This window comes from Halorubrum sp. CSM-61 (assembly GCF_003781945.1).
Lineage (GTDB): Archaea > Halobacteriota > Halobacteria > Halobacteriales > Haloferacaceae > Halorubrum.
In genome coordinates this window covers 271290-290540 of the sequence record NZ_RJJW01000006.1, presented here as the reverse complement: position 1 = coordinate 290540, position 19251 = coordinate 271290, and the positions used below count along the sequence as shown (strand labels likewise).

20 protein-coding genes are annotated in these 19251 nt (G+C 71.0%); 9 read left to right on the top strand and 11 right to left on the bottom strand.

Annotation, left to right across the window (positions count from 1 at the left end; translation table 11 throughout):
- Positions 1 to 63: 63 nt before the first annotated feature.
- Positions 64 to 210 carry a hypothetical protein gene (locus EDM04_RS18585; protein WP_015910896.1) on the bottom strand — a complete coding sequence of 49 codons (147 nt, stop codon included), beginning with the start codon at positions 208 to 210 and terminating at the stop codon, positions 64 to 66.
- Positions 211 to 708: 498 nt separating this feature from the next.
- On the opposite strand from EDM04_RS18585, the gene priS reads away from it, so the two are divergent.
- Genes priS through EDM04_RS12700 form a run of 4 tightly spaced genes read left to right on the top strand, consistent with a single transcriptional unit; the run spans position 709 to position 4873 of the window.
- Positions 709 to 1872, top strand: a complete 1164-nt coding sequence (priS, locus tag EDM04_RS12715) for a DNA primase small subunit PriS (RefSeq protein WP_123622671.1) — start codon at positions 709 to 711, stop codon at positions 1870 to 1872.
- Positions 1873 to 1882: 10 nt separating this feature from the next.
- Positions 1883 to 2941 carry a hypothetical protein gene (locus EDM04_RS12710; RefSeq protein WP_123622669.1) on the top strand — a complete coding sequence of 353 codons (1059 nt, stop codon included), beginning with the start codon at positions 1883 to 1885 and terminating at the stop codon, positions 2939 to 2941.
- 12 nt (positions 2942 to 2953) lie between these two features.
- Positions 2954 to 3604 (top strand): DUF998 domain-containing protein, encoded by a 651-nt coding sequence (locus EDM04_RS12705; RefSeq protein WP_123622667.1) that lies wholly within the window; start codon positions 2954 to 2956, stop codon positions 3602 to 3604.
- Positions 3605 to 3628: 24 nt separating this feature from the next.
- Entirely contained in the window at positions 3629 to 4873 is a 1245-nt protein-coding gene (locus EDM04_RS12700; RefSeq protein WP_123622664.1) for an MBL fold metallo-hydrolase, read from the top strand.
- A 29-nt stretch (positions 4874 to 4902) separates the two neighbouring features.
- Here the strand turns inward: EDM04_RS12700 and EDM04_RS12695 are convergent, their stop codons facing one another.
- Complete coding sequence (locus EDM04_RS12695; RefSeq protein ID WP_123622663.1) at positions 4903 to 5160, bottom strand: hypothetical protein; 258 nt, start codon at positions 5158 to 5160, stop codon at positions 4903 to 4905.
- 120 nt (positions 5161 to 5280) lie between these two features.
- On the opposite strand from EDM04_RS12695, the gene EDM04_RS12690 reads away from it, so the two are divergent.
- Positions 5281 to 6078 carry an inositol monophosphatase gene (locus EDM04_RS12690; RefSeq protein ID WP_123622660.1) on the top strand — a complete coding sequence of 266 codons (798 nt, stop codon included), beginning with the start codon at positions 5281 to 5283 and terminating at the stop codon, positions 6076 to 6078.
- 30 nt (positions 6079 to 6108) lie between these two features.
- Here EDM04_RS12690 and EDM04_RS12685 read toward each other — a convergent pair whose 3' ends face one another.
- The gene (locus EDM04_RS12685; protein WP_123622658.1) at positions 6109 to 6726 is read right to left on the bottom strand and encodes a metal-dependent hydrolase; all 618 of its coding nucleotides are present in this window, start codon (positions 6724 to 6726) and stop codon (positions 6109 to 6111) included.
- A 109-nt stretch (positions 6727 to 6835) separates the two neighbouring features.
- Here EDM04_RS12685 and EDM04_RS12680 point away from each other — a divergent pair, with 109 nt between their 5' ends.
- Positions 6836 to 7936: an alanine--glyoxylate aminotransferase family protein gene (locus EDM04_RS12680; protein ID WP_123622656.1), complete on the top strand. Its 1101-nt coding sequence runs from the start codon at positions 6836 to 6838 to the stop codon at positions 7934 to 7936.
- 411 nt (positions 7937 to 8347) lie between these two features.
- On the opposite strand, the gene EDM04_RS12675 is transcribed toward EDM04_RS12680, so the two are convergent.
- The 8 genes from EDM04_RS12675 to tbsP all read right to left on the bottom strand — a co-directional run bounded on the left by EDM04_RS12675 (position 8348) and on the right by tbsP (position 16730).
- Positions 8348 to 9472, bottom strand: a complete 1125-nt coding sequence (locus EDM04_RS12675; protein WP_123622655.1) for a putative sulfate/molybdate transporter — start codon at positions 9470 to 9472, stop codon at positions 8348 to 8350.
- An 88-nt stretch (positions 9473 to 9560) separates the two neighbouring features.
- Positions 9561 to 10271, bottom strand: coding sequence for a hypothetical protein (locus EDM04_RS12670; protein ID WP_123622652.1), 711 nt, complete (start codon positions 10269 to 10271; stop codon positions 9561 to 9563).
- Positions 10272 to 10274: 3 nt separating this feature from the next.
- Positions 10275 to 11207 (bottom strand): hypothetical protein, encoded by a 933-nt coding sequence (locus tag EDM04_RS12665; RefSeq protein ID WP_123622650.1) that lies wholly within the window; start codon positions 11205 to 11207, stop codon positions 10275 to 10277.
- A gap of 117 nt (positions 11208 to 11324) precedes the next feature.
- A complete protein-coding gene (locus EDM04_RS12660) occupies positions 11325 to 12161 on the bottom strand; it encodes an HTR-like protein (RefSeq protein WP_123622649.1) in 837 nt (278 codons plus the stop codon).
- A 72-nt stretch (positions 12162 to 12233) separates the two neighbouring features.
- Positions 12234 to 13241: a beta-ribofuranosylaminobenzene 5'-phosphate synthase family protein gene (locus EDM04_RS12655; RefSeq protein WP_123622646.1), complete on the bottom strand. Its 1008-nt coding sequence runs from the start codon at positions 13239 to 13241 to the stop codon at positions 12234 to 12236.
- Between the two features lie 454 nt (positions 13242 to 13695).
- Positions 13696 to 14034, bottom strand: a complete 339-nt coding sequence (locus EDM04_RS12650) for a cupin domain-containing protein (protein ID WP_123622644.1) — start codon at positions 14032 to 14034, stop codon at positions 13696 to 13698.
- 81 nt (positions 14035 to 14115) lie between these two features.
- Positions 14116 to 15807: a YcaO-like family protein gene (locus tag EDM04_RS12645; RefSeq protein ID WP_123622642.1), complete on the bottom strand. Its 1692-nt coding sequence runs from the start codon at positions 15805 to 15807 to the stop codon at positions 14116 to 14118.
- Positions 15808 to 15914: 107 nt separating this feature from the next.
- Entirely contained in the window at positions 15915 to 16730 is an 816-nt protein-coding gene (gene tbsP, locus EDM04_RS12640; RefSeq protein ID WP_123622640.1) for a transcriptional regulator TbsP, read from the bottom strand.
- A gap of 223 nt (positions 16731 to 16953) precedes the next feature.
- On the opposite strand from tbsP, the gene glyA reads away from it, so the two are divergent.
- From glyA to EDM04_RS12625, 3 genes are all read left to right on the top strand, one after another.
- Positions 16954 to 18201, top strand: a complete 1248-nt coding sequence (gene glyA, locus EDM04_RS12635) for a serine hydroxymethyltransferase (protein WP_123622638.1) — start codon at positions 16954 to 16956, stop codon at positions 18199 to 18201.
- Between the two features lie 94 nt (positions 18202 to 18295).
- A complete protein-coding gene (locus tag EDM04_RS12630) occupies positions 18296 to 18706 on the top strand; it encodes a DUF3054 domain-containing protein (protein ID WP_123622636.1) in 411 nt (136 codons plus the stop codon).
- A 247-nt stretch (positions 18707 to 18953) separates the two neighbouring features.
- Positions 18954 to 19226 (top strand): hypothetical protein, encoded by a 273-nt coding sequence (locus tag EDM04_RS12625; protein WP_123622634.1) that lies wholly within the window; start codon positions 18954 to 18956, stop codon positions 19224 to 19226.
- Positions 19227 to 19251: the final 25 nt, after the last annotated feature.

The window sequence follows — 19251 nt, the reverse complement described above, 5'->3', positions numbered from 1 at the left end:
CCCTCCAGACGAAGCGTCACCTGTTCGTACAGAGTACCGACTGATAAACCTAACGAGCGCGTGCTACATGTGTTCTTCTTCTAACACCCAGCCGAGCGCGCGCTTGTAGTGGGTGAACAGCTCCTCGACGCCGCGGTGGTGCATCTCCTCGTCGTCCAACTGCTCGCGGAGGAACTCGTACTGCTCGCGAACCTCGTCTTCGGAGCGCATGCGTACGGATACGGTTCGGGCCGGGATAGTGTTGTGGCCGCGTACGACTAAGTGGTTACTCGCGGATCGACGGTGAAAACCTCCAAAGTCCCAGCCGATCGCTTATAAGTGATCACTGACGGCGGCGTGACGGCGAACACCTCCAAAGCCCCAGCCGGCGAGGCGGGCGCACACTCGCTGCGCTCCTCACTCGGTCGCTCACGTTGTTCGCTCCCTCGTTGCGGTGCTTACATCGCCTGCGCCCGCCTCGCCGACTGCCCCTTTGAGTCCCACCCGCCCGCAACCGCACAGCACCTCACGCCTCCCCAGCCTCGTCGCTCGCTCGGGCTCCCTTCAGTCGCCCGTTCGCTCGCGACTCCCTCGCACGCGCTGTTCGCGCCCGGTGGGCGCTCACAGGCGCGCCCCACCGCCATCCGTTAATTCACGAACATTCGTCTCCCTCCCGCGCTCGCCCGGAACGATACGTTGATACGTCGACCGCCGGTACCCGATGAGACGATGGACGACCGGACGCGCGAGTACCTCAAGGGCCGGTTCGGCGACTACTACCGCCGGGCCTCGCCGGCGCTCCCGCCGGACGCGAACCTCCGCGAGTGGGGTCACATCCCGTGGACGCCCGGGTCGGGCACGACGATGCTCCGGCACCAGTCGCTGTACGATCTGGGCGACGTGGACACGTTCTTCGCGGACAACGCGCCCCGGCACGCGTACTTCTCGGCCGCCCGCTACGACGACCCCGGCGCGTCGACGATGTCCCAGAAGGGGTGGCGCTCCGCCGACCTCGTCTTCGACCTCGACGCCGACCACCTCCCCGGCGTGGACCCGGAGACCACCGCCTACCCCGAGATGCTCGCCGAGTGCAAGCAGGCCCTCTTGCGCCTGCTGGACTTCCTCGACGACGACTTCGCGTTCGACGACTGCACCGTCGTCTTCTCCGGCGGCCGCGGGTACCACGTCCACGTCCGCGACGAGAGCGTTCGGGAGCTGAACAGCGACGCGCGCCGCGAGATCGTCGACTACGTCCGCGCGATCGACCTCGACACCGAGGGGCTGATCCGGACGGTCTCCGAGCGCGGCACCACGAAGCGCGTCCTCCGGACCGAGGGCGGCTGGGGGGCGCGCGTCCACGAGGCGCTGATCGAGTACGCCGACGACCTCCGCGACATGGACGAGGAGGAGGCCCGCGAGCGCCTGATGGAGCTCGACGGGATCGGCGAGGGACGCGCGGAGACGATCCTGGGCGCCTTCGAGCGCAACCCCACCGCGGTCCGCGAGGGCAACGTAGAGGCCGGCGGCCCGGGCGTCCGCCGGCTCGTCTCCGCGCTCGCCGCGCGCGTGACCGCGACCGACACCGCGCCGATCGACGAGCCGGTCACCACCGACACGCGGCGGCTCATCCGGCTTCCGGGCACGCTCCACGGCGGCTCCGGGCTCGTCGTCACGCCCCTCGACCGCGGCGAACTCGACGAGTTCGACCCGCTCCGGGACGCGGTTCCGGACCGGTTCGTCGGGCGCGAGATCAGGATCGAGACCGACGTCGATCGGACGGTAGAATTAAACGGCGAGCGCGTCAGAGTTGAACCCGGCAGAAACACCGTGCCCGAGTTCGCGGGGGTCTTCCTGATGGCCCGCGGCGAGGCGCGGAAAGCCCCGGAACGATGACCGACGACAAATGAACCTCGACGAGCTCCGATCCGCGCAGGCGAAGGAACGCCGCAAGGACAGCCTCCAGCACCTGCGCGACTCCTTTTACGACGACGTCGCCGCCTACGTCGCCGACCTGCGCGCGGCCCGCGACCGCCGCGCCGAGCAGGTGGACAAGCCGTTCTCCGACGACGACGTGCGGCGGATGTCGGACGAGGTCGAAACCGCCGAGGAGGTCGCGGAGGCGCTGTACGAGCGCCGCGTCGGCAAGGTCGTCAAGCTCGCGTCGTTCGCGGCGGCGGACATGCCGGTCGACGAAGACGGCATGACCACGGAGGAACGGCAGCTGTTCGACGACCTCGTCGAGCGAATCACCGATAACAAGTCGCGCGTGCTCGACGTGCTCGCCGGCGAGGCCCCCCCTGCGTCGGCCGACGCGACGGGGACGGAAAGCGACGTGTCGCCCGCGGACGCGCTCGGCGGGACGCCCCCGACGGAGGCGGAAGACCCGACGGACGGGATTGACTCCGCCCCTCCGACCGACGAGAGCGCCGCCGACCCGGCGCCGCCCGCGCCGGATCCCGAACCCCCGGCGGAGACGCGGACCGAAACGCCGCCGAGCGGGGACGACGGAAGCGCGGAGGTCGAGGAGGGCGGCGACGCGCTCGCGGGCGCGATGGGCGGGTCGGACGAGGAGGTGGCCGACGCCCTCGACGCCACGCCCGACGGCGGATCGCGGCCAGCCGACGGCCCGGCCGGCGGAAACGACGCGACCGCCCCCGACGACCCGACCGAGGTCTCGCCGGAACCGGCTCCCCCCGGGGCGCCGGGAACGGGCGCCGACGAGGGGACTGAGAAGGTCGGCGACGACGGTAGGGTCGGCGAGGCCTCCGAATCCGCGGATACCCCTGACACCGCCGATCCCGACGCAACCGACCGCGCCACGGTCAAGATCACTCGCGACGTGGGCGCGATATTCGGCGTCGACGAGCGGGAGTACGACCTCGAGAGCGAGGACGTCGTCACCCTTCCCGCCGAGAACGCGGACCCGCTGGTCCAGCGGGACGCCGCGGAGCGCCTCGACTGAGGTCGTTTCTCGATGTCCGCCGGCGCCGTCGACACCGCCGGCACCGATCGTGTCGCCGCCACGCGTGCCCTCGGCGCCGCGGCCACTCTGTTCGCGCTCGGCGGAATCGCGGCCGCGGTCCTCCTCGATCCGACGTTCTCGTGGGCGACCGACGCGCTCTCCGATCTCGGGGTCCGCGACCGGAGCGCTCTCGCCTTCAACTGGGGGCTGATACTCGGCGGCGTCGCGGGCGTCGGCTACGCCTTCGGGCTCCGGCTGTCGTCCTCGGAGCGCGGAATCGCGGGGACGGTCCGCGCGGCGGTCCTCGCGCTCGCGATGGTCGCCATGGCCGGGGTCGGGATTTTCGACCTCACGGAACCGCTTCACGGCCCGGCCGCGATCGGCTTTTATACGCTTATCACCGTCGCGTTCGCCATCGACGGGCTCGCGCGCCGCGGGACGGCGACCGGGCGCGTCGCCCTCGCGTTCGCCGTCCTCCACGTCGCCGTTTGGGCGACGTTCGTCGCGGGCTGGTGGCCGGTGTCCGGACTCGCGCTCCCGGAGCTTCCGGGGGCGCTCACGCTCGCGGCGTGGGTGTGGGTCTTCGGCCCGCTTCCGGTCCTCGGCCCGGGCCTCGATTCGTCCGGATCGCGATCCGGAGACGCCGGGACCGACGGGCACTAACGCGGCGGGCGAGTGAGTTCTCGCATGGAGGTCGAGTTCCTCGGCGGCGCCCGCGAGGTGGGTCGGAGCGCGGTCCTCGTCGACGACGCGCTCCTCCTGGATTACGGTCTGCTGACCGCGGATCCCCCGCAGTACCCCCTCCGCGACCCCGAGCCCGACGCGGTGGTAGTCTCGCACGGCCACCTCGACCACGTCGGCGCGGTGCCGGCCCTCCTGAAGGGGGACCGCCGACCGGCGATCCACTGGACGCCACCGACCGCGGAGCTCGCCCGGACGCTGGCGCGCGACACCCTGAAGCTCCACGGCAACAGCCCCCTCTGTCCCTTTTCAGAGGAGCACGTCGCGCGGCTCGGCGAAGTCGAGGGGCGGCACGCTTACCGGGAGCCGTTCGTCGTCGAGGCGGGCGGGACCGCCTACGAGGTGACGCTGTTCGACGCGGGCCACATCCCGGGGTCGGCGCACGTCCTGATCGATGACGGTGACACCCGCCTCCTCTACACCGGCGACTTCCACACCGACGACCAGCGGCTCGTCGCCGGTACGACCGACCGTCCCGACGCCGACGCCGTGATCTGCGAGTCGACGTACGCGGACGTGACCCACGAGGACCGTCGCGCCGTCGAGGACCGCTGGGCGGAGCGGGTGAAGACGGCGATCTGGGAGGGCGGCACCGTCGTCGCCCCCGCGTTCGCGATCGGGCGGACCCAGGAGCTCATGCTCGTCGCGGACGCCAACGACCTGACCCCCTACGTCGACGGCATGGGCGTCGAGGTGACGCGGCTGGTCCGCCGGCATCCGGAGTTCCTGCGCGACCCGGAGGCGCTCCGCCGGGCGGCGGGCGCCGCGCGCTTCGTCACCGGCCGCGACGGCCAGCGCGAGCGGATCGCCGACGACAACGAACTGATCGTTACCACCTCCGGAATGCTCGCCGGGGGACCGGTTCACTCGTACCTCCCGGAGATCCGGGGAAATCCGACCAATACGGTGACGCTGACGGGCTATCAGGTCGAGGGGACGCCCGGAAGAGAGCTACAGGACCACGGCCGGCTGGCGATAAACGGACGAGTACGCCCCGTCAGTGCCCGCGTCGAGTCGTTCGACTTCTCTGCACACGCCGACCGCGGCGGGCTGGAGTCGTTCTTGGACTCCTATAGGGGATCGCGGGTGCTCGTGAACCACGGCGACCGCTGTGCGGCGTTCGCGGCGGACTTGCGAGAGGACGGATTCGAGGCGAGCGCGCCCGAACTGGGAGAACGAATCGGGCTGTAAAACGAGTCGGTCGGGAAAGCGATCTGCCCTTACGCCCCGCCGTCGGTGTACGCTCGATCACCGAGGACGCGCTCGGCGGTCGCGTTCGCCTCGGCCGGTCGGGGACAGTCCCCGGCGGCGACCTCTCCGGCGAGGTCACAGGCGAGCTGGTACACCGCTTTCCCGTCGCCGCGGTCGGCCACGCGCTCGAAGGTGGGCCGGTAGCCGGCGGCCGTGCGCTGTCCGGTCTCGTCGAGCGAAGCGTCGATGGCGTACTCGAGCTGGCGGACCGCTTCTTCGGGTTCCATACGACTCCGTGTGTCCCGAATACACTTAAGTATACTCAGATTCGGAACCGAGTTAATTATTCTTCGGGTAGGCGTTCGAGGAATCGACGTTTATACGTCTCGGGGCGGCACAGGGCGACCATGACCGACGCAGACGAGCGCGCCGCGGTCGCCGAGCGCGCGGCGCGGGCCGGCGCGCGGGTCGCGAACGAGCGGTTCCGGAGCGACATCGCGGTCGAGACCAAAGGCGAAGACGACGTGGTGACGGAGGCGGACCGCGCGGCCCAGCGTACCGTCATCGAGGCTATTCGGGAGTCGTTCCCGGACGACGCGATCGTGGGCGAGGAGGAGGACGAGCGCAAGACCGTCCCCGAGGAGGGCGCCGCGTGGGTGATCGACCCGATCGACGGCACGCACAACTACGTCCGGGACATCCGCGTGTGGGGGACCGCGGTCGCGGCGGTCGTCGACGGCGAGGCGGTCGCCGCGGCCACCGTCGCGCCCGCGCTGGGCGACACCTACACCGCCGGCGCGGACGGCGCGTACCGCAACGGGGAGCCGATGTCCGTCAGCGACGCGTCGGACCCGCGGCGGGCGACGGTCGACCCGACGCTGTGGTGGGACCACGACTCCCGCGACGAGTACGCCGCCGCCTGCGAGGCGATCGTCCGGCGGTTCGGCGACCTGCGCCGGCTCGGCGCCGCGCAGGTCGTGCTGCCGACCGTCGCCGCGGGCGGGCTGGAGGGAACGATCTCGAACCTGCGGGCGAACCCGTGGGACTCCGTCGCCGGCGTGTTCATGGTCCGGCAGGCCGGCGGGAAGGCGACGGATCTGGAGGGGAACCGCTGGCGACACGACTCGACCGGGCTCGTCGTCTCGAACGGGGCGCTCCACGAGGAGGTGCTCGAGGCGGCGCGCGCGATCGACGGGCTCGATTGAGGACGTGGTAGCGACGACCGCGACTCGCGGCTACCGCTTCGGGTCGTCGTCGACGTACCGGTCCGGGAGGAACGGCGACAGCGCGTCCGGGGCGTAGGGGGCGATCTGCGCCGCGAGCTCCGCCAGGTACCGCCGCGTCATCGTGTACACGGCCGCGACGAGAAGCGTGCCGAGCACCATCTCCCGGAGCGGGCTGGTGACCAGGAACAGGAGGGGAAGCGCGAGCCCCACCGACAGCGCGAGATCCTCGACCGCGCCGTCGTACCGCACGAGGCGTCGCGGGGCGATCCACGTCCCGCGGTAGTGGTCGTACACGGCGCGGTCGGAGTTCCCCTCCCACGGGCGCAGTTCCAACCCGCCGCCGTACATGTCGGCGACGCTGTGGAGGGCCGCGCCGAGGAGGAAGAGGGCGGCGGCGACGGTCGCCGCCGACGGCGCGACGAGGGCCGCGAGGAGGGCCAGCGCCGCGAACAGGCCGTAGTACACGGGGAAGTGGAGGGTTTTCCGGTGGCCGACGTACATGTCGAGGTCCGGGAAGAGCCCCCCGAGGAAGCCGGCGACGAAGCCGATCGGCGCCAGCTCCGGGGCCACGCGCACCAGCGGCGCGGCGAGCAGCATCCCGCCGAGCACGTGGGTCGGAAGCATCATTATGGCCAAACCGAGGCGACAGAAACGTATTAACGTATCGGCGCGGTCGGACGGTGGGGGTCACGACCCGCGACGGCGCCCTTATACCGATGGACGCGAGTGACGGCGTATGCTCATGACGCCGGGACCCACCGCGGTCCCCGCCCCCGTCCGCGACGCGATGAGCCGCGAGCTGATCAACCCCGACGTGGACCCTGAGTTCCACCGGATCTACGACCGACTGACCGACCGGCTGGCGACGGTGTACGGGATCGATCCGGACGGCGACGCTCGGGACGGGTCGGCGGGAGGGGCGACCCGCGACGTCGTCGTCCCCGGCGGCGAGGGAATTCTCGGCTTAGAGGCCGCGATCGCCTCGCTGGTCGAGCCCGGGACGGAGGTGTTGTGCCTCTCGAACGGGCTCTACGGCGACGGGTTCGCCGACTTCGTCGCGGACTACGGCGGCGAGGCGACGCTGCTCTCGACCGACTACGACGACCCCCTCCCGATCGCGGAGCTGGAGTCGGTCCTCGCGGACGACGACCGCGAGTTCGACCTCGCGACGATGGTCCACTGCGAGACGCCCACGGGGACGCTCAACGACCTCGGCCCCGCGCTCGACCTGCTGGAGGAGGCGGACGGGGAGATCTGCACCGTCGTCGACGCCGTCTCGTCACTCGGCGGAGTGCGGGTGCCCACCGAGCGGATCGACGTGTGTCTGGGGGCGTCCCAGAAGTGCTTCAGCGCGCCGCCGGGGCTCACCACCGCCGCGATCAGCGACCGCGCGTGGGCGGCGATGGAGGAGCGGGACCCGCACTCGCTGTACACGAACTTCCTCCCGTGGCGAGATACGTCGGAGGGGTTCCCGTACACCCACCTCACGACCGAGGTCGTCGCGCTCGACGCGGCGCTCGGGCTGTGGCTGGACGAGGGGCTCGACGCGGTCCGAGAGCGACACCGGACGGCGGCGGCGCGGTGTCGCGAGCGCGGCGCGGAGCTGGGGCTGGAGCCGTTTCCGGCCCCCGAGCGCAGCTCGCCGACCGTGACGGCCTTCGAGGTGCCCGGGCGGGCCGAGGAGCTGCAGACGCGGCTCCGGGAGGAACACGACTTGCTCCTCGCGACCGGGTTGGGGGATCTAAGCGATGACATCCTGCGAGTCGGGCACATGGGGCACAACGCGCGGATCGAACGGGTTGATAAAGTGATGGACGCGTTGGACGACGTTTTATAACTATCGAGCGGACCGATCGCGGGCTCCGATTTTGACGCGTACGTTCGTTTATAAATGGTTGCGTTCGGTTCGCTGTCGAACACCTCCAAATTCCCAGCCGATCACTTATAAACCGCTGACGCCGGATCAACGGTGAACATCTCCAAAGCCCCAGCCGGTGAGGCGGGGCGCACGCTCGCTGCGCGCTTCAGTCGCTCACTGCGTTCGCTCCTTCCAGTGCTTACATCGCCTGCGCCCGCCTCACCGGCTGCCCCTTTGAGTCCCACCCCGCCCGCACAGCACCGCACCTCACGCCTCCCCAGCCTCGTCGGCCTCCCGTCGCTTCGCTCCGGTCGGCCGACTCCCTCGCGCGTGCTCCTCGCGGCCGCCTTCGGCGGCCACTCGGAGGCACGCGCCGACCGCTTCGTTCTTTTATAAGTGATCGTCTTCCTCCTCGCCCTCTCCCACTCGCTCCCACGCGAGGTGCGCGACGATCCCCAGCAGGAACGCGACGCCGAGGTTCGTCGCCAGCGCCGCGAGCCCGATCGCGACCGAGAGCGCCACGTTCTCGGAGTCGAGGGCGTTGCGCGCGAGCGAGACGGCGACGATCGCGAGCAGCGCGCCGAGCATCGCCACCGGGAACGCGTCGAGGAGCGCGGGCGTCGCGAAGGGGACCGCGACGAGGTAGCCGACGCCGAGCACGACGTTCGCGCCGCCGGTCCGAGCGCCGAACGCGTGCTTGCCGGCGACGCCGTCGCAGCCGTGACACATCGGGATCGCGCCGAGCGGCACCGCGATCAGGTTCGTCGCGCCCATGCTCGCCGAGAGCTCGTCCGGCGTGACCTCCGCGTCGAACAGGTCGGCGAAGAGGAGCGAGGTCGCCAGCGCGGCGTTCCCGATCGTCATCGCGAGCTGTGCGGCGATCCCGTCGGCCGTGCTCCGGGTGACCGCTCCGGAAAGTATCTGCGGGGAGAGGACCGGCGGCGCTCCGGGCCACCGCGGTACCGGGAGCCCGGCGGTGACGAGCGCGACGAGGATCCCCGCGACCGCGACCGCGAGGGCGCTCGCCTTCCCGTGGCCCGCGAGCGCGGCCGCCGCGGCGATCGCCACCCCGAGGGCCGCGAGGGCGGGGTCGCCGACCGCGAGGTCGACCCCTGTCTCGAGCAGGACCAGCCCGACCGCGAACTGCACCCCGCGGATCACCGGCTCGCCGATCCAGCGCTCGACCCGCGCGAGCGTCCCCGTGAGCCCGATCGCGAGGAGGAGCGCGCCGAGGACGAGCCCGGCGAGCGCGAGCTCCGCGTACGTCAAGGCGCCGGCGATCGCCAGCGCCGCGAGCGCCTTCATCGGCTCGACCGACACCGGGAGCCCGTACCGGACTCCCCAGACGATCTGAAAGACCCCGAATCCGACGAGCGCGTGCGGGAGCGACACGTCAGTCAGCAGCGCGAGCGCGACGACCAGCGGGATCACCGTAATCGAATCCCCTATCGCTCCGGTAAGCGCTCCCGGCCCGAACGCGACGCCCCGATCGTCCAATCGTCGAACTATTCCCACGGACGACACGCTCTCGGAACCCGAGTCCCTTGAGCGTGTTCAGAAACCGCTCGACGCTTATCCGAAAGCCGAGAGTACCTGGTTTCGGTTACTCTTCGTGGGGCGCGTCGAACGTGGGCGCGTCGTCGTCGACCATCGGGCAGTTCCGGACGCGGAACTCGTCGAACCCGACGGCTTCGAGGATCGCCGTCCCCTCGTGGCCGCAGGCGACCTCCGGCGGCGCCGAGAAGTGCGGGCACTGCTGGCAGTACGTCCGCTTCGAGATCACGCGCTCGCGGCCGGCGTCGGCGAAGTCCCCTCCGAGGCCCGAGCCCGTCGCGTCCGCCTCCGAGGCCGCGCCGCCGAACTCGCCGACCGGTCCGAACCCGCTCGCCGCGTCCTCGTCGAGCGAGTCCCAGACGTCCTCCTCCGCGACTCCGCCGACGTCCATCCGCTCGAACGCCTCGTCGAGCTCCGCGTCGGTCTCGCCGCCCGCCGTCCCGAGCTCGTCGAAGGGGTCGTCGGTCTCCCCTCGGCCCCGGCCCGCGGGCGAACGAGAACGAGCACCGGCCGCGGCACCGTCGTCGCCGACGCCCGCGTCGACCGGATCGCGGCCGTCGATCCCCGTCGCCTCGCCGAAGAGCGGGCCTTCGGCGTCGGTTCCGACTTCTTCTCTCGACTCGCCCTCACCCAACTCGGCAAAGGGGTCGTCGACCTCGTCGAGATCGTCGCTCCCGGCGAGCGACTCGTCGTCGAACGGGTCGTCCGCGTCGTCGAGCGGCTCCCCCCCGTCGACCGGATCCGATCCGTCCTCGGTCACGACTCACCGCCCCCCGTCGGCACCGCGGGTGCTCACGTCGCCGCCGGTCGTCTCCTGTCCCGCCGCCCCCGCGGACCCGGCGGCGTCGCCGTCCACCTCTCCGTCGAGCGCCGGCGGGTCTCCCACGACCAGCCGCGAGGTACCGAGGAACCCCGTGCTCGGTTCCAGCTCCTCGAATCGACGACCGCAGTGGGGGCACTCGGGCGCCGTCAGCAGCCCGATATCGACGGTGTCGCCGCAGTTCGTGCACTTGGCCTTCCGGACGCCAGCGCGGTTCGCGGCGGCGGTCAGGGCGTCGAGCCGCTCGCGGTCGGCGCGGTCGCGCTCGGCCGCCTCCAGCCGCCGGCGGACCCTGACGACCGCGCTCGCGACCCGCGAGAGCTTCTCTTCGATATCGTCGAGGTCGCCGACGCGGTCGTCGAGGGCCTCGGTGCGATCCCGGAGCTCGTCGATGTCGTCGATATCGCCGACCTCGTCGATCCGTGATTCGGCGCGGGCGAGCCGGTCGTCTACGGCGTCGATCGTCTCCTCGACCGCCTCGCCGACGGTCGCCGTCGCGGCCGCCTCGGCCTCGACCTCGTCGAGGCGGCCGGCGACCGCGTCGAGGTCGGTCGCGATCGCGTCCAGCCGCTCGGCCGTCTCCTCGTGGGTGTGGCCGGCCGGGGCCTTCGACTCCAGATCGCGGTACAGCTCCACGAACCGCTCCCGGAGGTCCTCGACCTTCTCGTCGACCTCGGCGTCAAGGTCGTCGAGCCGCGCCTCGATCGCCGCTACCTCCTCCGCGTCCGGGACGTCGATCCCCTCGGAGTCCGCGAGTGCGACGACGGCGCGCTTTACCAGCTCCTCGCGATCGACGTCGGCCTCGTCGGCGGCGGCCGCGGCCGCGGCCTCCGCGGCGACGCCGTCGCTGCCGTCGGTCGGATCGAGGTCGCTCATCGCGGATCCTCCGTCATCTACGCCCCGTTAAGCGAGCAGACTTAAGTAACCTGTCGCGTCGTTCTCCGGATCGATACTCGGGGGGTGGCGGTCCGCGTCGAGACGGCCGCGGGCGCGCTACCGGATCTTGCGCACGTCGCTGATGTCGAACCCGCCCTCGTGGATCTCGGTCTCGAACCGGACGATGTTCTCCGACTCCAACCGCGAGAGCACGCCGCGGAACTCGCGGACGAACATGGTCCGGGCGCGCTGGGACCTGCCGCTCTCCCAGGTGAACTGCAGGGTGCCGCCGGCGGCGTCCATCAGCGCGCCGAACTCGCGGTCGGAGATCGAGTCGGTGTTCACCAACACGAGGATGAGTCCGCCCCAGTCGTAGGCGGCCTTCTTGAGCCCCTTCATCACCATCGCCACGTCGCTCCACTCGGTGTCCTCGTCGACCATCGAGACGAGGTCGGTCACGGAGTCGATACAGACGAGGCTGTCGTCGGCGTGCGCCGACAGGTAGTCGCCGAACGCGGTCAGCACGTCCTCGTACTCGCCGCGGTCGCCGAGCTCTTTGATCGACGCCGTCTCGTCTTCGTACCAGTCGCGCGGGATCGGGCTGAGCTGGAAGTACTCCGGCGAGAGGTCCCGGAACTCGATCCCGTCGATCGCGGCGTCGACGATCTCGTCGGCCATCGTGTACCCCATCTCCCGCGTGATCGCCTCGGTGTCGGCGGTAAAGGAGATGTAGTGGACCTCGTCCGGAAGCTCGGCGTCCGCGGGGAGGTCGCCGTAGTAGAGGTCGAACAGCTCCGCGTCGGCGTGCCCGAGGGCGTTCATCGCCGCGCCGGTGTACAGGAACTCGCGCGCGCCGGCGCCGGACTCGCCCGCGAGCAACACGACGTTCCCCGGCGGCGCCCCGCCCTCGAGGATCGAGTCGAGCCGGGCGACGCCGAACGGAAGACTCGGCATGTCCCGTATGGGGAGGGCGCTCCGCTTAGTGTTGTTGCTCGTTGGCGGTCCGCGCTCGTCACCTCCCCGCCCTCACTCCCGCCCGTCCCCGGTCACCCGCGCCCCGCCGTCGGCCGCCTCGACGACCGAGACCGACCCGTCGACTCCCGCCTCGTCGAGGGCCCGTTCGCCCGCGATCGCGGCCGCGCTCGCGTTCGCGGCGTCGGTGACCCCGTACACGGTCGGTCCCCACGACGACTGCCCGGCGCCGAAGACGGCCGCGGACGCCGACAGCGACGCCACCACGTCGCCGACCGGCGGGCGGTAGACGCCGCCCTGCTCGTCGGCGTACCACGCGCCGTTCAGCCGACCGATCTCCGCGACCGCGGCGCCGAAGCGCTCGGCGTTCCCCGTCGCGATCGCGGGGAGCACGCGCCGGGTGACGATCCCCCCGATCCGGTCGGCGATCCCGGGCTCCGCGCGCTCGACCGCGGTCCGCATCGCGTCGTCCTCCGCCTCGCCGCTCCTCCCCGGGTCGGCGTCGGGGCGCACGAGCAGGAACCGCCAGTCGTCGGGGACGGCGTGGCGGGCGGCCACCGGCGGCACGGTCCACTCCCCGTCGGCGGGGCGGTCGGTGGTGAACCGCGCGGTGGGGTGGCCGGCGTCGAGCACGAACCCGCCCGCCTCGAACGTGGCGACGCCGACGCCGGAGCGCCCGCCCCGGCCGAGCGCCGGGGCGCGCTCGCGGACGCGGGGCTCCTCCCCGTGGGCGGCCGCGACGGCCGCGAGCGTCGCCGCGGCCAGCTGGGTGCCGCTCCCGAGGCCGGCGTGGCGGGGGAGCGTTTTGTGGATCGTGACTCGGGCGCCGTCGACGCCGAGGAGGTCGACAGCGGTGGCCGCGTACTGGCGGATGTCGTCGCGGATCGCGGGGTCGGTGGGGCCCGGGTCGATCGTGACGGTGACCGAGTCGGCGGCTTCCGCGTCGACGACGACCCGCGGCTCAGCGAGCCCGAGCCCGAGGGCCCCGTACAGCCGCTCGTGCGAGAGGCTGAGGTTACAGAAGCCGAAGTGGAGCCGCGCCCCGGCGCTCGCGCGTGCCATGGTTGATTCTCTGGTAGGAGAGCGACTGATAAAGGGTGCGTGGCAGTGGCGGGCGTTGCCCCCATACTCGGATCGCGATATAGACTGAGAGGTTCGCTTATAAACGGTTAGCAGTGGATCGACGGCGAACTCCTCCAAAGCCCCAGCCGCTCGGTTATAAGCGGTTGACTGTCGATCGACGGTAAACACCTCCAAAGCCCCAGCCGCGAGGGCGGCGCACGCTCGCTGCGCGCTTCAGTCGCTCGCGTTGCTCGCTCCCTCCAGTGCTTGCATCGCCTGCGCCGCCCTCGCGGCTGCCCCTTTGAGTCCCACCCCGCACAGCACCGCCCCGCACCTCACCCCTCCCCAGCCTCGTCGCTGGCGGCGGCAGCCGCCAGCGACTCCCTCGCGCGCGCTCCTCGTGGCCTATCGGCCACTCGGAGGCACGCGCCACCGCACGTCTATTTATAAGCGATCACTCCTGCCAGTCCGGGTTCGTCCGCGGCGGCGAGAAGATGTCGTAGCCGACGACTCGCTCGTCGGTGTCGTTGCGCGCCGCGTGCGGCTCGCCGCCTGCGATTACGTACGTGTCTCCCGCCCCGACGACGCGCTCCTCGCCGTCGACGACGAAGGTGATCGCCCCCTCGGTGATCGCGCCGACCTGTTCGTGCGGGTGGTCGTGTTCGGGGACCTCGGCGCCGGGGTCGATGACGAACCGCTGGATGCTCGTCTCGTCGCCGGCGGCGCCCTGCGTGAGGAACACGCCGTCGACCGCCTCGACCGCTTCGATGTCCGCGTCCGGGAGTACGTCCATGCGCGAGTGGGAGGTTGCGAGCGGCTTAAACCGGCGGGATGGGGCAATCGCGAGCGCGGGACGGCGCCCGGCTTCCGCGAATCACGGGAACGGGTGGTACGCCTTCTCCAGCTCGGGCTCGAACCCCATCGACCGGGGCACGTCGCTCGCGCGGTCGCCGAAGAACGGGTCGCCCGTGAACAGCGGCTGCGCGCCGGGGACGAGCACGCGGACGGCCTCGAAGCCGAGCGCGGCGAGGTCCCGTGTCGTCGTCCGCGCGACGTACGGCTCCAGGTCGACCCGCTCGACGCGGTCGACGACGGCGTCCAGCTCGTCGGCGCCGGACAGCTCCGGCTCGCCGAGCGACTCGGCGGGGACCGTCGCGTCCGGGTCGAAGAACGCCCGCGTCTCCTCGGGGAAGTCGGCGTGCCGGCCGATCGCCGCGCCCTGCTCCGCGGCCGCGTCGGGGCCCATCGACCGGAGCTCGGTCCAGTTCTGGAGCGCCTCCGCGAGCGCGCTCCGGGCGGCTGCGGCGGGGTCGAGGTCAGCCCCGGAGCCCGCCGCGAAGCGGGGCCACTCGCCCTCGCGGTGCACGCCGACCGCGACGACGGGCACGTCGACGTCGGTCGTAACGAGGAGGGGCGTCACCGTCAGCGACTCGGCGCGGGCGCGCTTCTCAAGCTCCGCGAACCCCTCGTCGTCGACCTCGATCCCGAGGGGATCGGCCGTCGAGTACCAGCTGGTCATCGTGGCGTCGCGCTCGACGGCCTCGTAGAGCCCCGACAGGGCCGCGTGCGGCCCGGAGTTGCCGAGCCCGAGCCCGGTCGTGATCGCGGGTCGGTACCGCTTTTCCGGCGGCGGGAAGTGAACGAACTCCGCCGGGAGGCTCGCGACCTCGCCCGTCCCGAGGCCCTCGCCGGTCACCCACGGGAGCCGGTCGTCGCGGGCGTACGGCTCCGCGCTCTCGGGCCGGACGAACGCGTCGGGCGTCACGGGGTTCGCGACGTTCGCGGCCGGCGCGCGCGTGAACGACGCCTCGCGGTAGACGCCGGCGGCGTACCGCTCTAGCCCCTCGCCGAGCGCCTTCATGAACGCGGCGTCCCAGCCGGCGGCGGCGCCCCCGCCGAACTCGGCCGCCCGCGCGTCGGAGAAGGGCGTCGTGTCGGCGACCCGGGCGACGTAGTAGGGCACGGGGAACGACTCCTGTTCGCCCACTTGCGAGAGCGGGCCGACCCGGGAGTCGACCGCCCGCTCCGCGCGGTCGATCGCGTCCGACAGCGACCGCTCCTCGTGTTCCCGGGGCAGCGCGTCGCCCGGGTCGTCGCCGCAGTCGCAGCCCGGAACCGGGAGGAGGGTCCGCTCGCCGCCCGGCACCTCCGCGACCGTGTCGGCGACCGGGTCGCCGGCGAGCAGTCGGATGACCCGTCGGCCGGCCAGCGCGCCGGCGTAGCGCACGGCGGACCGACGGCCGGCCGGCGCGTCGGCCGCCTCGGCCCCGCCGCTCGCGACGCGTCGCCGGAGGCAGTCGTAGCAGGTCTCGTCGAAGGCGGTCACCGCGGCGTCGACCGGCTCCAGGGGAACGCCGCCGAGCCCGCCGACCTCGATCGCGACCCAGCGGTCGAGGTGCGCGTCGGCGGTCGCGAATGTCTCCGAGCCGGCGGTGTCGACGACGACCCCGAGGTCGAACCCGTCGAGCAACTCCGCCTCGACGGGCATCACGTTCACGTCGACGTCGCCGAGCGCGGCCGAGACGGCCTCGACCGCGGGGCCGTCGCCGACAAGTCCGATGTCCATGTCACTCCCAATGCGAAGGGGCGAAAAAAACCCGCGGGTGACGGTGTCGGTGCGGGCGGGGTCGGGGGCGCCGAAGCGGGAGGCGGTTCGAGTCTCGTTGTCGGTCCCTACGCCAGCATCTCGACGACTTCGGCGGCGAGCTCGTCCGCGTCGAGCCCGCGGAGGCGCTCGTCGCCGAGTTTGAGCCGGAGGCGGGGGCGGCCGACGTCGATCGGGACCTTCTCGGTGTCGATGACTCCGAGGTCTTCGAGCCGGGTCTTCGTGCGGGAGAACGTCGCCTTCGAGGCGATTCCCACGTCCTCGCCCCACTTCGAGATGTCGTAGAGGAGCACGTCGTTCTTCGCGGCGACGAGCAGGGAGATGGTCACCTCGTCGAGCCCGCCGTCGTCGCCGCGGGCGGAGCCTATCGCGTCGAGTACGACGTCGAAGTCCTCGCGGGTGGCCTCGCCGATCTCGTCCGCCATCGACTCGCGAACGCGGCTGATCGCGGGCGTGCGGAGGCCGTACGTCTCGGCCCGCTCGAAGGCGGCGCTGTGCGTCTCGAACACCTCGTCGACGAACTCCTCGTCGTCCGAAGTGAGCGCGGCGACGTGGTCGTCGCTACTCACGAGCACGACGACTCGCGACGCGGAGACGAACAGCGCGTTGTCGACCGCCTCGTCGAGGACGCGGAGGTCGAGCTCGCCGTCCGCGACGAGGTCGGCCGCCTTCGACGCGACGAGGAAGTCCTCCATCACGTTCTTCAGCGTTCGTTCCTCCACGAGCATCGACATTTCCGGCAGGTCGTCGCGACCGATCGCCACCTCGACGAGCGACACGATCGTCTCGGCGGATGGATCGACGACGAACAGCTCCTCGTCGTCCCCCGCGAACGCCGCGTCGAGGACATTTTCGACGTCTGTCTCCAGTAAATTCGATACCATCTATCTTTCGGGATAAAAGACAGTTGCGTATTTAATATTAACGGGATTAGGAGAGTGAACAACGCGGTTTCAGGCCCCGAGACCTGCGAAATTGACGGATACGATCTTTCGACGATCTCTCCCGGCGTGAGTCGTCGGGATCGTTCGGGGTGTTGCGACGGGAGCGCCGGGCAGTCACCGACGTGACGCAAGGATTAATGCGCGATCGGACGGGGGTTCCTACATGGACCACGAGCACGTCCGGGAGGTCGACCCCGCGGTCGCCGACGCGCTGGCCGGGGAGCGCGACAGGCAGGAGCAGACGCTCGCGATGATCGCCAGCGAGAACCACGTCAGCGAGGCGGTGCTGGAGGCGCAGGGGAGCGTCCTCACGAACAAGTACGCCGAGGGGTACCCGGGCGGGCGGTACTACGCCGGCTGCGAGTACGCCGACGACGTCGAGGAGCTCGCGATCGAGCGCGCGAAGGAGCTGTGGGGCGCCGACCACGTCAACGTCCAGCCCCACTCCGGGACGCAGGCGAATCAGGCCGTCTACTACGCCGTCCTAGAGCCCGGCGACAAGATCCTCTCGCTCGACCTGAACCACGGCGGCCACCTCTCGCACGGCCACCCCGCGAACTTCACCGGGCAGATCTACGAGGTCGAGCAGTACGAGGTCGACGCTGACACCGGCTACATCGACTACGAGGGCCTCCGCGAGGCCGCCGAGGAGTTCGAGCCGGACATCGTCGTCTCCGGCTACTCCGCGTACCCGCGCACCGTCGACTGGGAGGAGATCCAGGCGGCCGCCGACGCGGTCGACGCCTACCACCTCGCCGACATCGCCCACATCACCGGGCTCGTCGCCGCCGGCGTCCACCCCTCGCCGGTCGGCGTCGCCGACTTCGTCACCGGCTCCACCCACAAGACGATCCGGGCCGGCCGCGGCGGGATCGTGATGTGCGACGAGCGGTTCGCCGACGACGTCGACAAGGCCGTGTTCCCCGGCGGACAGGGCGGTCCCCTCATGCACAACATCGCCGGCAAGGCGGTCGGGTTCAAGGAGGCGCTCGACCCCTCGTTCGACGAGTACGCGCAGAACGTGGTCGACAACGCCGACGTGCTCGCCGAGACGCTGCAGGACCACGGGTTCTCCCTCGTCTCCGGCGGCACCGACAACCACCTCGTACTGGTCGACCTCCGGGACTCGCACCCGGACCTGCCGGGCGGCGACGCCGCGGATGCGCTCGCGGCCGCAAACATCGTCCTCAACGGGAATACGGTCCCCGGCGAGACGCGCTCGCCGTTCAACCCCTCGGGGATCCGCGTCGGCACCGCCGGGGTCACCACCCGCGGGTTCGACGCGGACGCCATCGAGGAGGTCGGCGACCTCATCCACCGCGTCGTCGACAACGTCGACAGCGAGGACGTGATCTACGAGGTCGGCGAGCGCGTCGTCGAGCTCTGCGAGGAGCACCCGCTCTACGAGTAGCGGTCTCTCGATCGGCGGCGTCGCGACCGGCGGCCCGCTCGACCGCCGGAGCGAATCCGTACGTACAAAGTGGGGGCGGCTCCGACGGGTCGGTATGGCCGACTCGTCGTTCCTCGAAACGCGTCTCGACCGCGACGCCGTTCCCCTCGCGGTCGGGGACCTGATCGCGCTGATCGTCCTGTTGACCGTCGGCACGCTCAACCACGTGACGACCGACTTCCTCCTGGCGAACCCGCTCTACCTGCTGGAAGTGTACGCGCCCTTCCTGATCGGGTGGGTGCTCGTCGCGCCGCTTATCGGCGCGTACTCGGCCGGCGCCGTCGAGACCGCGAAGTCGTCGGTCCCGCTGGTGATCCGGTCGTGGATCCCGGCCGCCGTCGTCGGACTGGCGCTGCGTGAGTTCGTCTTCCGCGGGAGCGCCGCCCTGACCTTCGCCGCGGTCATGCTGGTGACCGGATCGGTCGCGCTCGGCGGCTGGCGCGCGCTGTACTTCAAACTTCGATAGGCGGTCGCGTTTGCGTTCTGACCGGCCGCGTCGTCGTTCCGACCCGCCGATTCGCGGTCTCGAACTCGCTTTCCATCCCCGTTCCGAGCGCGAATTGTCCCCGACCGTCTCCGTCACGTCGCCTCCCGCCGACCACCGACGAATACGTCGCCATAACTTATGCGATCGTTCGATGTGATCATTCGAAGTGTCACGTCGAACCCTGAGAAAGATTTAATAGCGATTTTGCAGTAGTATTAACTGGATCATGACTGGGTACTACGACTACGTTCTCGGGCTCATTCCGGCAGCGCTGATCGGTGTGACCGCCGTCTTGAACCTGGCCGGGCTGTCGTTGACGGCGGCGCTTCCCGGGGGCGCACTCGTCGCGGGGGTCGTCATGGCCCACGCGATATTCGTCAAGGCCCCAGTCGCGGGCGAGCCGCGCGCCCGGAACGACCGCGCCGCGGAGCGTTCCGCCGGTCGATCGCGTGTCGGCCGCTCTCGGACCGGCCGATCGCGGACCGGCGGCGCCGACTGAAGTAGCGCTTCTCCCGGCCGCGGTG